10 protein-coding genes and 1 pseudogene are annotated in these 14,208 nt (G+C 71.4%); 7 read left to right on the forward strand and 4 right to left on the reverse strand.

What is annotated here, in order from left to right; translation table 11 throughout:
• Positions 1–209: 209 nt before the first annotated feature.
• Both FPZ41_RS38590 and FPZ41_RS38595 read right to left on the reverse strand, forming a co-directional pair.
• Positions 210–545 (reverse strand): annotated as a pseudogene (locus FPZ41_RS38590) (CocE/NonD family hydrolase C-terminal non-catalytic domain-containing protein); the annotation flags it as partial.
• Between the two features lie 15 nt (positions 546–560).
• Positions 561–1,319 (reverse strand): hypothetical protein, encoded by a 759-nt coding sequence (locus FPZ41_RS38595; RefSeq protein ID WP_152868472.1) that lies wholly within the window; start codon positions 1,317–1,319, stop codon positions 561–563.
• A gap of 105 nt (positions 1,320–1,424) precedes the next feature.
• Between FPZ41_RS38595 and ggt the strand changes: the two genes are divergently transcribed.
• Positions 1,425–3,224: a gamma-glutamyltransferase gene (gene ggt, locus FPZ41_RS38600; RefSeq protein ID WP_152868474.1), complete on the forward strand. Its 1,800-nt coding sequence runs from the start codon at positions 1,425–1,427 to the stop codon at positions 3,222–3,224.
• Positions 3,225–3,284: 60 nt separating this feature from the next.
• Here ggt and FPZ41_RS38605 read toward each other — a convergent pair whose 3' ends face one another.
• Together FPZ41_RS38605 and map are read right to left on the reverse strand one after the other, a co-directional pair.
• Positions 3,285–5,861, reverse strand: a complete 2,577-nt coding sequence (locus tag FPZ41_RS38605; RefSeq protein ID WP_152868476.1) for an ATP-dependent Clp protease ATP-binding subunit — start codon at positions 5,859–5,861, stop codon at positions 3,285–3,287.
• Positions 5,862–6,081: 220 nt separating this feature from the next.
• Positions 6,082–6,849 (reverse strand): type I methionyl aminopeptidase, encoded by a 768-nt coding sequence (gene map / locus FPZ41_RS38610; protein WP_152868478.1) that lies wholly within the window; start codon positions 6,847–6,849, stop codon positions 6,082–6,084.
• A gap of 95 nt (positions 6,850–6,944) precedes the next feature.
• Here map and FPZ41_RS38615 point away from each other — a divergent pair, with 95 nt between their 5' ends.
• The 6 genes from FPZ41_RS38615 (at position 6,945) to FPZ41_RS38640 (ending at position 14,137) form a co-directional block, all read left to right on the forward strand.
• Complete coding sequence (locus tag FPZ41_RS38615) at positions 6,945–7,196, forward strand: helix-turn-helix domain-containing protein (protein WP_152868480.1); 252 nt, start codon at positions 6,945–6,947, stop codon at positions 7,194–7,196.
• Positions 7,197–7,426: 230 nt separating this feature from the next.
• Entirely contained in the window at positions 7,427–9,085 is a 1,659-nt protein-coding gene (locus FPZ41_RS38620) for a hypothetical protein (protein ID WP_152868482.1), read from the forward strand.
• A 162-nt stretch (positions 9,086–9,247) separates the two neighbouring features.
• A complete protein-coding gene (locus FPZ41_RS38625; RefSeq protein ID WP_152868484.1) occupies positions 9,248–10,090 on the forward strand; it encodes a nitrilase-related carbon-nitrogen hydrolase in 843 nt (280 codons plus the stop codon).
• Positions 10,087–11,376 (forward strand): aspartate aminotransferase family protein, encoded by a 1,290-nt coding sequence (locus FPZ41_RS38630; RefSeq protein WP_322621275.1) that lies wholly within the window; start codon positions 10,087–10,089, stop codon positions 11,374–11,376. Before FPZ41_RS38625 ends, FPZ41_RS38630 begins: the two co-directional genes overlap by 4 nt.
• Positions 11,377–11,699: 323 nt before the next feature.
• Complete coding sequence (hydA, locus tag FPZ41_RS38635; protein ID WP_152868486.1) at positions 11,700–13,103, forward strand: dihydropyrimidinase; 1,404 nt, start codon at positions 11,700–11,702, stop codon at positions 13,101–13,103.
• A gap of 11 nt (positions 13,104–13,114) precedes the next feature.
• A complete protein-coding gene (locus FPZ41_RS38640; RefSeq protein ID WP_152868488.1) occupies positions 13,115–14,137 on the forward strand; it encodes a TIGR03842 family LLM class F420-dependent oxidoreductase in 1,023 nt (340 codons plus the stop codon).
• Positions 14,138–14,208 lie beyond the last annotated feature (71 nt).

A 14,208-nucleotide genomic window follows, 5' to 3' on the forward strand; every position in this document is an offset into this window, starting at 1 on the left:
GGGTGGGACATGCCACTGAGCGGGGGAGCGGACTTCATGACAGGACGCCCGTCGGCCGATGGCGGTGAGGGCCCCGGTACGGTCGAACACCCCGCCTTCATCCATGAGTCGGTCGACTACGATATGCCGTTCACCCCCGTTCGGGACCCGGGACCGTAGGGGGAGGGCAGCAGCTCACAAGGCCAGGCCCGCCCGGTGGCAGCCGGAGATCACTGCTCGCGCAGCGGCACCGACACATAGGAGGTACCGCGCCGCGGTGAGGAGAAGGTCAGCTGCGCGCCGGACGGGTTGTGCTCGATGGAGAGCGGGTCGACCGTGTCGACGACGAGGGCGACACGGTGACCTGACGGAACGTCGTAAGCCATGGACAACAGCTCCAGGCCGACGCCGGACGGCTTGCCGGGCGTGTGCCCGAGGAAGGTGTACGGCGCGTTGCTGACCAGCCTGCCGAGGCCGAGCGGCCCCACGTCGCAGAGGTGTGCGACGAGGGTGCCGCTCTCCTCGGTGCCGGTGACCATCGTGTGCGACGTGGCGGTTCCCCGCACCAGGGCCCCGGAAATCTATGAGGCGCGGTGTGAGTTGCGCGGAACCACCGCCGGTATCGGGGTCTGGGCCGCCTTCGTCACATCGGCCACCAGCTCGACCACGTCGGGGCCGTACGCCTGCGAGTTCACCACCTTCAGCAGCAGGACGAAGGTGCTGTTGCCGTGTTTGCGGGCCAGCCGCTCGTGGTTGCGGGACAGATAGCGGGTCGCAGCCTGGGTGGTGACCGCGCGCTGGCCGCAGAACAGGAAGACCGGGCGGGCCGTGTTGCCCTGGTCCGCGGTGAGCCGGGCGAGGAGGACGTACTCGCTGCGGCCGGCCTCCAGCCGGTACTGCTCCTTGCCGATCAGGAAGGCGCCCCGGTCCGGGCCGGGCTCGGGGTCGGAGTTCACCTGGACGCCCGGCAGCAGGGACGCCAGATGGGCCGCCATACGGCGGTTCGGGGCCGGGTGACCCACGCAGAACTCCGTGCGCTCCCCGAAGCCCTGCTGGGCCGCGTCGTGCGCGACGATCTGCGCGTGCGCGCCGCAGTCCTTGATGAGCGCGGAGAGTTCGAGCAGCGCGGAAACATCGTGACGTGTCACCGTCAGGTCCGGGCCGCCAGTGGCCTCGCGGTTGACCACCAGCAGCGACTCGGCGTTGTCGGGCAAACCGAAGAAGGCCTGCTTGCGGTTGAGCTTCCGCTTCCACAGATAGGTCCGGGCGGTCCAGCCCAGCGCGGCGGCGATGCCCGCCACGATCACGTTCAGGACGATGTCGGTCACTTCGGCATTCATGGGCGCGCATGCTAGCGGGCCCTCCCCAACACTGTCCGGGGCGCCCTGACGCGCCCATGGCAACCGGGTTACGCTGCGCGGACGGTCGTCAACTGGAGGTAGCGGATGACTCGCCCTGTCGCACGGAGACTGGCGGTTCTGGCGGTTTCGGCCGCGGTGATGTCGGTGGGGGCAGCGGCGCCGCCCTCCGCCGGGCAGAACGGCGTCGAGAAGGAGCCCGTGGCCGTCGGCCACGGCGGCGCCGTGGCGAGCGTCGACCCGGACGCCTCGGCCGCCGGCATCGAGGTGCTGCGCGGCGGCGGCAACGCCGTCGACGCGGCGGTCGCCACGGCAGCCGCCCTGGGCGTCACCGAGCCGTACTCGGCGGGCATCGGCGGAGGCGGCTACTTCGTCTACTACGACGCCGTCTCCCGCACGGTGCACACCATCGACGGCCGCGAGACGGCGCCCCTGACCGCCGACGAGAACCTGTTCGTGGAGGACGGCAAGGCGATCCCCTTCGCCGACGCGGTCAGCAGCGGTCTGAGCGTCGGTACGCCCGGCACCCCCGCCACCTGGCAGACGGCGCTGGACAGCTGGGGCAGCAAACGGCTCGGCACCCTGCTGAAGCCCGCCGAACGGCTCGCCCGCGACGGGTTCACCGTCGACGAGACCTTCCGTTCGCAGACCGCGTCCAACGAAACCCGGTTCCGGTACTTCCCGGACACGGCCGAGCTCTTCCTGCCGGGCGGCGAGCTGCCGGTCGTCGGCTCCACCTTCAAGAACCCCGATCTGGCCCGTACATACGAGGAACTGGGCCGAAAGGGCGCCGGCGCCCTGTACCGCGGCAAGCTGGCCCACGACATCGTCGACACCGTGAACGAGCCGCCGGTGGACCCGCAGGCCGGCTACACCGCCCGCCCCGGCGACCTGTCGCTGAAGGACCTGTCCGCGTACCGCACCAAGCGCCAGGCACCCACGAAGACCTCCTACCGCGGCCTCGACGTGTACGCGATGGCGCCCTCCTCGTCGGGCGGCACGACCGTCGGCGAGGCGCTCAACATCCTTGAGAGCACGGACCTGTCGAAGGCCAGTGAGGCCCAGTACCTGCACCGCTACATCGAGGCCAGCCGGATCGCGTTCGCCGACCGCGGGCGCTGGGTGGGCGACCCCGCCTTCGAGGACGTACCGACCAAGGAACTGGTGTCGCAGAAGTACGCCGACGCGCGTGCGTGCCTGATCAAGGACGACGCGGTGCTCACCAGCCCGGTGGCGCCCGGCGACCCGCGCAACCCGGCGAAGTGCGACACGAGCGGTACGGCGGCCCCGACGACGTACGAGGGCGACAGCACCACCCACCTCACCGTGGCCGACAAGTGGGGCAACGTCGTCTCGTACACGCTCACCATCGAGCAGACCGGCGGCAGCGCCATCACCGTCCCGGACCGCGGCTTCATCCTCAACAACGAGCTGACGGACTTCTCCTTCACCCCGGCCAGCCCGGCCGTCCACGACCCGAACCTGCCGGGTCCGGGCAAGCGGCCGCGCTCGTCGATGTCGCCGACGATCGTCTTGGACAAGCACGGCAAGCCCGTGGTGGCGCTCGGTTCGCCGGGCGGCGCGACCATCATCACGACGGTCCTGCAGACGCTGACCGGCTTCCTCGACCGAGGCCTGCCGCTGGTCGACGCGATCGCCGCGCCGCGCGCCAGCCAGCGCAACCAGACCACCACCGAAATCGAACCGGGCCTGTGGACCAGTCCCCGGAAGGCCGAACTGGAAGCCATCGGCCACGGCTTCCGGCAGAACGCGGAGATCGGCGCCGCGACCGGCGTCCAGCGCCTGCCGAACGGCAAGTGGCTGGCCGCCGCCGAGACGGAACGACGCGGCGGCGGCTCGGCGATGGTGGTGAGCCCGGCGCCGTAGCCGCGGCCGGGCCCAACCGCCCGGCCCTCCTCGGACCGGGGCGTGACCGGGCTCGCCCGATCAGCTCCCGGAGTCCGGGCCGGAGACCGGGGCGGGCGGCGGCGTGTCGAACGTCAGCCGCCCGTCCTCGGCGCCCACCAGCACCCGGCTGCCCGCCGAGATGCGCCCGTCGAGGAGCAGGCGCGACAGATGGTTGTCGACCTCCCGCTGGATGGTGCGGCGCAGCGGGCGGGCCCCGTACTCGGGCTCGTGGCCGTGGCGCGCCAGCCAGTCCACGGCCCCCTCGGTGAACTCGATCATGACGCCCTGCGCGTGCAGGCGCCGCCGGGTCTGCTCCAGCAACAGGTCGGTGATGCGCCGCAGTTGCTGGTCGGTGAGCTGCCGGAACACCACGATCTCGTCGACCCGGTTGAGGAACTCGGGCCGGAAGTGCTCGCGCAGCGGACGCAGGATCCGCTCGCGCCGCGCCTCCTCGTCGGCCTCGGCGCCGCCCGCGGCGAAACCCAGACCGGAACCGCGCCGGGCGATCGCCTCGGAGCCCAGATTGCTGGTCATCACGATGACGGTGTGGGCGAAGTCCACGGTCCGGCCCTGGGCGTCGGTGAGCCGCCCGTCGTCGAGGACCTGCAGCAGGATGTTGAAGACGTCCGGGTGGGCCTTCTCCACCTCGTCCAGCAACAGCAGCGAGTACGGGTGGCGGCGCACGGTCTCGGTGAGCTGACCCGCCTCCTCGTGACCGACGTAACCGGGCGGCGCGCCGACCATGCGGCTCACGGTGTGCCGCTCCTGGTACTCGCTCATGTCGAGGCGCACCATCCGCTCCTCGCTGCCGAACAGCGCCTCCGCGAGTGCGCGGGCCAGCTCCGTCTTGCCGACGCCGGTCGGGCCGAGGAAGAGGAAGCTGCCGATCGGCCGGTCGGGGCTGGCCAGACCGGCCCGCGAGCGCAGGATCGCGTCGGACACCGCGCTCACCGCCTCGTCCTGCCCGATGACCCGCTGGTGCAGATGCTCCTCCAGGCCGAGCAGACGTTCCTTCTCCTCCTGGGTGAGGCTGCTGACGGGGATGCCGGTCTGGCGGGAGACCACCTCGGCGACGTCCTCGGCGGTCACCTCCAGGTGCTGCCCGTCGTCGGTCGAGCGCACCTCGGTCCCGGCGTCGCCGACCTTCTGCTTCAGCTCGCCGATACGGTCGCGCAACTGTGTGGCCTGCTCGTACTGCTCGCCCGCGACCGCCTGGTCCTTGTCCCGGGTCAGCTGCTCGATCTCGCGCTCCAGGGACCGTACGTCGGTGCCCTTCGTGCCGGCGCGCAGCCGCACGCGGGCGCCCGCCTGGTCCATCAGGTCGATGGCCTTGTCCGGGAGCTGCCGGTCGGCGAGGTAGCGGTCGGACAGCTCCACGGCCGCCACCAGGGCCTCGTCGGTGTAGCGGACCTGGTGGTGGGCCTCGTAGCGGTCGCTGAGGCCCCGCAGGATCTCCAGGGCGTCCCCGACGGTCGGCTCGGGAACCAGGATCGGCTGGAAGCGGCGGGCGAGGGCCGCGTCCTTCTCGATGCGGCGGAACTCCTCCAGCGTCGTGGCGCCCACGATGTGCAGCTCGCCGCGTGCCAGGGCCGGCTTGAGGATGTTGGCCGCGTCCATCGCGCTGCTTTCGCCGGCGCCGGTGCCGACGACGGTGTGCATCTCGTCGATGAACACGATCAGCTGGTCGGAGTGCGTCCGGACCTCGTCGACGATGTTCGTCAGCCGCTCCTCGAAGTCACCGCGGAAGCGGGTCCCGGCGACCACGCCCGACAGGTCCAGGGCGACCACGCGGCGGCCCGCCAGGACGTCGGGCACGGCCCCGTCGGCGATGCGCTGGGCGAGACCCTCCACGATCGCCGTCTTGCCGACGCCCGCCTCACCGATCAGCACCGGGTTGTTCTTGCCGCGCCGGGACAGCACCTCCACGGTCTGCTCGATCTCCTCGTCCCGGCCGATCACGGGGTCGATACGGCCCTGCCGGGCGAGCTCGGTCAGATCGCGGCCGTACTTGTCGAGCGTCGGGGTGGGGCCGCGCTGCTGGCGGTCGGGGCGCGTCTGGACGCCCGGCGGGTAGCCCGCCGCCGACGACTCCGGTGCCTCGGACGGCAGCGAGGGGGGCGTGATGCGGGCGGCGTTCAGGATGTGTCCGGCCGCCGAGTCGGGGTTGGCTGCCAGGGCGGTGAGGACGTGCTCGGGGCCGATGTAGCCGGTGCCTCTGACCCGGGCCAGCTCGTGGGCGTCCAGGAGGGCCCGTTTGACCGCGGGAGTCAGGGAGAGCGACGCGGGCGACGGGCCGTTGCCCGGTTGCTGTCCGCCCGGACCGATGCGTTCGTCGATCTCGGTGGCCAGTGAGTCGGGATTGGCGCCGGCACCGGCCAACAGACTTCGGGTGGGTTCGATGGCGACCGCGGCGCGCAGCAGGTGCTGGGTGTCGAGGTCGCTGCTGCCGTGGTCGGCCGCGTACGTGGCCGCGTCGGCGATCAGCTGCCGGGCCTGCCTGCTCATCAGCCGTCCGATGTCGACGCGCTGAGGGTGCGGCCCGCTGAAGAAGCGTGCCAGGAACTCTCCGAAGGGGTCCGGGCCGTAGCCCTGCGGACCGGGGAAGCCGCTGGTCATGGGCATCCGTTCCGGGGCCCGCTGCCGGTCCCAAGCGACCCCGGGCACCCTCGCCGATCGAGGTGTTCGTTCGGCTCGCGAGTGCCCGATCACCCCGGGGTTACACCTGAACGCGCCTGGTCTCGGAGACATGGCCGCCACACACCCGCACCGGAAACCCGACCGGGCCCTGGCGGCGCCCCGACCGCGCCCCGGCGGCGCCTCTGCGCCCCGGCGGTGCTCACCGCTCGGTGAGAATCCGCGGCCCCGAGTCCGTGATCGCCACCGTGTGCTCCGCATGGGCCGCCCGCGACCCGTCGTTCGTACGCAGAGTCCAGCCGTCCGTCGCCTCGTGGTACCCGTCGTCGCCCCCACCGATGAGCATGGGCTCGATGGCCAGCACCATCCCGTGGCGCAGCCGCATCCCGCGGCCGGGCCGGCCCTCGTTCGGCACCGGCGGGTCCTCGTGCATACGGCGACCGATGCCGTGGCCGCCGAAGCCGTCCGGGATCCCGTATCCGGCCGCGCGGCACACCGAGCCGATGGCGTGCGAGATGTCGCCGATGCGGTTGCCGACCACCGCTGCGCCGATACCCGCCGCCAGCGCGCGCTCGGCCGTCTCGACCAGCCGCAGGTCGGCGACGCACGGCCTGCCGACGACGAAGCTGATCGCCGAGTCGCCGGCCCAGCCACCGAGCTCGGCACCGCAGTCGATGGACACCAGGTCGCCGTCCCGCAGCCGGTACCCCGTCGGGATTCCGTGCACGATCGCGTCGTTGACCGAGGCGCAGATCACCGCCGGGAAGGGCGTGAGCGCGAAGGAGGGGCGGTAGCCGAGGAAGGGTGACCCCGCGCCCGCCTGACGCAGCACCTCCCGCGCCACCTCGTCCAGTTCGAGGAGCGAGACCCCCACCTCCGCGGCCTTCCGCACCGCTGTGAGCGCCTGTCCGACGACCTGTCCCGTTTCGTGCATCGCGTCGATCGAAGTGTCTGTCTTGAGTTCCACCATGCCAATTACTATACCGGTTGAATCCAATTACTATACCGATCGGGGTTCGTTGCCGCAGGGGCTCGGCGGGCGGGAGTCGGTATTAGAATGGGGGAATGGTTCGCAACCCCCTGACCCCCGAAGAGCGTGAGCGCGGCGAGCGGCTCGGGCGGTTGCTGCGTGAGGCCCGTGGCGACCGGAGCATGGTCGAGATCGCCGCAGCCGCCGGGATCTCCGCCGAGACCCTCCGCAAGATCGAGACCGGCCGCGCCCCGACACCGGCCTTCTTCACGGTGGCGGCGCTGGCCCAGGTGCTCGGTCTGTCGATGGACACCCTCGTCGGCCGTTGCGTGCCGGCTGCTGCCTAGGTCCTGGCGTCCAGGCTCTGTCGTCGAACTTCCCGCTTCCCCTCGCCCGCCCCAAGGGTGGGCGACGCGTCCGCCACCGCACCGGCCGATGCGTGAACAGGTCACGCACAGGTATCAGTTGACCCCGCAGAGCACACTGCGCCCGTTCTGAAAACTCTTCGTAGCAGCCCCGTAACACGACTGGTGTTTTCTACCGCACCGAAGCACTCCAGTCTGGCGGGAGCCGAGCAATGGCTGTGGACCAACTCCCAGGGCAGGTGAGGGAGTTCGCGAGCTACCTGAACAAGCTGCTGACCCGGCTCGATCCGGGCGGCGGCTGGTGCGCGGTGTTCTGGCAACGGGACCCCGAGGGCATGCGCGCCTGTCTCGACGGCTGGGAGGTCCCGCCCTGGGACGTGGTGGAGGCGCTCCTGCAGGACCTCGCCACCGCATACGGCCCCGCGGCCGCCGCCCAGGAGGCCGAGCGGGCCCGCGCCCTGCACAGCGCCTCGATCGCCGCCCACGACGCCCGCCCCGGGGCCCGTGACGCCCTGGGCGACCGCCTCGGCGTCATGATGCGCGAACAGCGCTACGCCGCCGAGCGCACCACCGATCTGAACCAGCGGCTCCAGACGGCCGTCACCCCCGAAGAAGCCGAGGTCCTCCGGCTCGACCTGGCCTGGGCCCAGGACGACCACGAACGCGCCACGGCCCGCTGCGCCGAGATCCGGGCCCGCCTCACGAACCTCGCCGACCGCGCCACGCACCCACCCACGCAGGGCGCGCAGCACTTCCAGGACGCGGACGCCGGGGCCGTCTTCCGGGTACGGGACCGCGGCCGCCCCCACGACCGGTGGGAGGAGGACCAGGGCCGTACCCACGACGCACGGGACCCCCGCGGCCGTACGGGCGAGGCGCCGGACCACCGCAACCACCCGGCCGAAGCACCGACCGGCGCCGGACGCACGGACGCCACCCGCTCCCGGGCGGGAGCCGGCCCCCGCGCCCCCGGAGCCCTCGACTCGGAGGACCGCTTCCGCTTCGACGCGCCGGGCCCGGCCGCCCCCACCGACCCCGGTGGCACCGCTCCCGCATCCGAGCCGTCCGAGCCGTCCGAGCCGCAGAGCGAAACCCCCGCCGCCCCGGCTCCCAAACAGCGCACCAAGTCCAAGTCCAAACGTCGCCCCCGGGGCAGCGCCCGCTTCGCCGGAATGATGGACGCCGAGGAGACGCCCCCCGCGGCCGTCGTCCCCACGACGGCAGAACCCGCCCCGGCCGCCGCCCCGACGACCCGTACACCCCGAGGCGCCCGTTTCGCGGGCGTGGCCGACCCTGCCGCGGCCGCCGAGCCCCAGCCGCCGCGCCCGCAGCCGCTCGACGACGCGGCGCGCCGGGAGATCACCGGAACCGTCCAGACGCTGCTCACCCTGCGGCGCGACCAGCGCAGCGGCGAGGCGCACGTCCTGCTCGCCGAGGCCGCCCACTGGCCCGCCGCCCGCTACCCGGTGCTCGCCGCCGAACTGCACCGCGCCGGCCTCGGCGCCGACTGGGCCACCCTCCTGTGGGAGGCCGCCTCACTGCCCGCCGACAAGCTGGTGGCCGCCGCGGACGCGCTGGCCGGGGCGGGGCGCACGGTCGACGGGGAGCAGATGCTGCGGCAGGGTGTGGCCCGCCCGGCCGCCGAGATCGGCGCATCCGTCCTCGCTCTCGCCCATGAGGGGCGCGACCGGGAGGTGCGCGCGCTCCTGGACGCGTACGTGCGCATCCGTACGCCCGAAGAGGCCGTCCGCAGCGTGGAGGCCGACCCGCAGCGCCTCGTACCGCTGCTCCTTCAGGCCGCGCGGCGTGTGTCGGACGAACGCCACTGGGACCTCGTCCACGCCTTCCGAGTCGCGGGATTCACCGCCTGACCGCACGGGCGGTCACCCGGAGGGGTGCGAAACATGATCGACTCGTCCGGTTAACGGCGATGGTCTTGCCCAGGTGCGCGGGGAGGCTTACGTTCGACCATCTACGGCCCGTGTCTACGGGCGTAGAGGCTCTCTGACGTCCCCGTCGAAGGAGCAGCTGAAATGGCCAACGTCGTACGCGCCGCTCTGGTCCAGGCGACCTGGACCGGCGACACCGGGTCCATGGTCGACAAGCACATCGAGCACGCCCGCGAGGCGGCCCGGCAGGGCGCCAAGGTTATCGGCTTCCAGGAAGTCTTCAACGCGCCCTACTTCTGCCAGGTCCAGGAGCCCGAGCACTACTCCTGGGCCGAACCCGTGCCCGACGGACCGACCGTCACGCGCATGCGGGAGCTGGCCCGCGAGACCGGCATGGTGATCGTCGTCCCGGTCTTCGAGGTCGAGCAGTCCGGCTTCTACTACAACACCGCGGCCGTGATCGACTCCGACGGCACCTTCCTCGGCAAGTACCGCAAGCACCACATCCCGCAGGTCAAGGGCTTCTGGGAGAAGTACTACTTCAAACCGGGGAACCTGGGCTGGCCCGTCTTCGACACGGCCGTCGGCAAGGTCGGCGTGTACATCTGCTACGACCGCCACTTCCCGGAGGGCTGGCGGCAACTCGGGCTGAACGGCGCCCAGCTCGTGTACAACCCGTCCGCCACCTCCCGCGGCCTGTCCTCCCACCTGTGGCAGCTGGAGCAGCCCGCCGCCGCCGTCGCCAACGAGTACTTCGTCGCCGCGATCAACCGTGTGGGCCAGGAGGAGTACGGGGACAACGACTTCTACGGGACGAGCTACTTCGTCGACCCGCGCGGGCAGTTCGTGGGCGGGACCGCGAGCGACAAGGGCGAGGAACTCGTCGTACGGGACCTCGACTTCGACCTGATCGAGGACGTACGACAGCAGTGGGCGTTCTACCGTGACCGCCGCCCCGACGCCTACGAAGGACTGGTGCAGCCGTGACCAACGAACTGCTCGGGCGGCACAGGGCCGTCATGCCCGACTGGCTCGCCCTCTACTACGCCGACCCCATCGAGATCACCCACGGTGAGGGCCGTCACGTCTGGGACGCGGCGGGCAACAGGTACCTCGACTTCTTCGGCGGCATCCTCACCACGATGACCGCGCACGCGCTGCCCGAGGTCACCAAGGCGGTCAGCGAACAGGCCGGAAGGCTCATCCATTCGTCCACGCTGTACCTCAACCGGCCGATGGTCGAACTCGCCGAGCGCGTCGCGCAGTTGTCCGGTATCCCGGACGCGCGGGTCTTCTTCACCACGTCCGGCACCGAGGCCAACGACACCGCGCTGCTGCTGGCGACCGCGCACCGACGCAGCAACCAGATCCTGGCGATGCGCAACAGCTACCACGGGCGTTCGTTCAGCGCCGTCGGCATCACCGGCAACAGGGGCTGGTCCCCGACCTCGCTGTCGCCGCTCCAGACGCTGTACGTCCACGGCGGCGTCCGCACCCGCGGCCCGTTCGCCGACCTGAGCGACGCCGACTTCATCGCGGCCTGCGTCGAGGACCTGAAGGACCTCCTCGGCCACACCCGTCCACCCGCCGCCCTCATCGCCGAGCCCATCCAGGGCGTCGGGGGTTTCACCGCGCCGCCCGACGGCCTGTACGCCGCCTTCCGTGAGGTGCTCCAGGAGCAGGGCATCCTGTGGATCTCCGACGAGGTGCAGACCGGCTGGGGCCGCACCGGCGACAACTTCTGGGGCTGGCAGGCCCACGGCCGGAGCGGACCGCCGGACATCCTCACCTTCGCCAAGGGCATCGGCAACGGCATGTCCATCGGCGGCGTCGTCGCCCGCGCCGAGATCATGAACTGCCTGGACAGCAACTCGATCTCGACGTTCGGCGGCACCCAGCTCACGATGGCCGCGGGCCTGGCGAACCTCACCTACCTGCTGGAGCACGACCTCCAGGGCAACGCCCGGCGCGTCGGCGGGCTGCTCATCGAGCGGCTGCGGGCCATCGCCGCGCAGGTTCCGGCCGTACGGGAGGTACGCGGCCGGGGGCTCATGATCGGCATCGAGCTGGCGAAGCCCGGCACGGACGAGGCCGACCCGGACGCGGCGTCCGCCGTGCTGGAGGCAGCCCGCGAGCAGGGACTGCTCCTCGGCAAGGGCGGCGGCCACAACACCAGCGCCCTGCGCATCGCCCCGCCCCTGTCGCTGACCGTCGCCGAGGCGGAGGAGGGCGCCGAGATCCTGCAGAGCGCCCTGAGGAGCGTCCAGCCGTGAGCGGGCTCCCGCAGGGGCCCGCGGCCATGAGGTGCCTTCGGTAGGACCCGGTCATGGCCGGCCACCCCGACCGGCCGGTGCGCCGGGTACACGCCGCCGAGGCCGCCGACGCGGGCGTGATGGCGTGCGTGACCGTCAGCGGTTCTGCCGGGACCGCCGCCCCGAGGCGTACGACCCGCTGGCGGCTCCGCAGCCGGGCGGCACCCGCGCGCCTCGGGGGCGCGCGGGAGCAGCCGAGAGCGGGGGAGAAGTCGAGAACTCGGGGGAGCGACCAGCCACACACGACCCGCAAGTCCGACCACAACCCAGCGGAGCGTCCACGCATGAGCAGCCGTACCGTCATCCGCGGTGGTCTCGTCATCACCGCGTCCGACGAGATCCACGCCGACGTCCTGATCGAGGACGGCCGCATCGCCGCCCTCGCCACGAGCGGCACCCCGGCCGCCGAGGCCTGGACGGCCGAGCGCACCATCGACGCCACCGGGAAGTACGTCATCCCGGGCGGCGTCGACGCGCACACGCACATGGAGCTGCCGTTCGGCGGCACCTCCGCCTCGGACACCTTCGAGACCGGAACCCGGGCCGCCGCCTGGGGCGGCACCACCACCATCATCGACTTCGCCGTGCAGAGCGTCGGCCACGCGTTGCGGGAGGGCCTGGACGCCTGGATGGCGAAGGCCGACGCCCAGTGCGCGATCGACTACGGCTTCCACATGATCGTCTCTGATGTGAACCAGGAGACGCTGAAGGAGATGGACCTGCTGGTGGAGGAGGGCGTCACCTCCTTCAAGCAGTTCATGGCGTACCCAGGCGTCTTCTACAGCGACGACGGCCAGATCCTGCGCGCGATGCAGCGCTCCGCCGAGAACGGCGGCCTGATCATGATGCACGCCGAGAACGGCATCGCGATCGACGTGCTCGTCGAGCAGGCACTGGCCCGCGGCGAGACCGATCCGCGCTACCACGGCGAGGTCCGCAAGGCACTGCTGGAGGCCGAGGCCACTCACCGCGCCATCAGGCTCGCCCAGGTGGCCGGTGCGCCCCTGTACGTCGTGCACGTCTCGGCGACGGAGGCGGTCGCCGAGCTGGCCAGGGCGCGCGACGAGGGGCTCAACGTCTTCGGCGAGACCTGCCCGCAGTACCTGTTCCTGTCCACGGACAACCTGGCGGAGCCGGACTTCGAGGGCGCGAAGTACGTGTGCAGCACGCCTCTGCGCCCGAAGGAGCACCAGGCCCAGCTGTGGAAGGGCCTCAGGACGAACGACCTCCAGGTCGTCTCGACCGACCACTGCCCCTTCTGCTTCACCGGCCAGAAAGACCTAGGCCGCGGTGACTTCTCCAAGATCCCCAACGGCCTCCCGGGTGTCGAGAACCGCATGGACCTGCTCCACCAGGCCGTCGTCGACGGGCACATCTCCCGCCGCCGCTGGATCGAGATCGCCTGCGCGACCCCGGCCCGCATGTTCGGCCTGTACCCGAAGAAGGGCACCATCGCCCCGGGTGCCGACGCCGATGTCGTCATCTACGACCCGGGCGCCGAGCAGGTCATGTCCGCCGAGACCCACCACATGAACGTCGACTACTCGGCGTACGAGGGCAAGCGCACCACCGGCCGGGTCGAGACGGTCCTCTCGCGCGGCGAACTCGTCATCACCGAGCGGGAGTTCACCGGACGCGCGGGTCACGGCGTCTACACCCCCCGCTCCACCTGTCAGTACCTCAGCTAGGAGTGGCGCCCATGGACTTCGGACTCGTCCTGCAGACCGACCCGCCGGCCTCGAAGGTCATCAGCCTGATGCAGCGGGCCGAGCGGAACGGCTTCACATACGGCTGGACGTTCGACTCCGCCGTGCTGTGGCAGGAGCCGTTCGTGATCTACAGCCAGATCCTGTCGAGCACGTCGACGCTGAAGGTCGGCCCCATGGTCACCAACCCGGGTACCCGCACCTGGGAGGTCACCGCCTCCACGTTCGCCACCCTCAACGACATGTTCGGCAACCGGACCGTGTGCGGCATCGGCCGCGGTGACTCCGCGATGCGTGTCGCGGGCCGCAAACCCAACACCCTGGCCCGTATCAGCGAGGCGATGAAGGTGATCCGGTCGCTGGGCAGCGGGGGAGAGGCCGACCTCGGCGGCGGCACCGTCATCAGGTTCCCCTGGGTCGGGCCCGGCGCCGAACTCCCGGTCTGGATGGCCGCGTACGGCCCCAAGGCACTGAAGATGACCGGTGAGGAGGCCGACGGCTTCATCCTCCAGCTCGCCGACCTCCACCTCACCGAGCACATGGTCAAGGCGGTGAAGGACGCGGCCGTCGCCGCCGGCCGGGACCCGTCCGAGGTCACGATCTGCGTGGCCGCCCCGGCGTACGTCACCGAGGACGACTCGCCCGAGGCGCTCGCCCACGCGCGCGAGCAGTGCCGCTGGTTCGGCGGCATGGTCGGCAATCACGTAGCCGACCTCGTCGCCAGGTACGGCGAGCACTCCGCGGCCGTACCCGAGGAGCTCACCGACTACATCAAGTCCCGTGAGGGGTACGACTACACCCACCACGGGCGCAGCGACAACCCCGACACCGGGTTCGTGTCCGACGAGATCGTCGACCGGTTCTGCGTCATCGGACCGGTGGAGAGGCACATCGAGAAGCTGAACGCGCTGCGCGAGCTGGGCGTGGACCAGTTCGCCGTGTACGACATGCACGACGCCGAGGAAACCGTGATCGACGCCTACGGCACACAGGTCATCCCGGCCGTGAACTCCTGACCGCCCGCCGGCTCGTCGTCGGCGCCCCACCTCCCGACCCGCACGACCGCTCAGCCCCCGCTCGTTGACTT

The sequence above is a fragment of the Streptomyces acidicola genome, assembly GCF_009377235.1.
Taxonomy (GTDB): Bacteria; Actinomycetota; Actinomycetes; order Streptomycetales; family Streptomycetaceae; genus Streptomyces; species Streptomyces acidicola.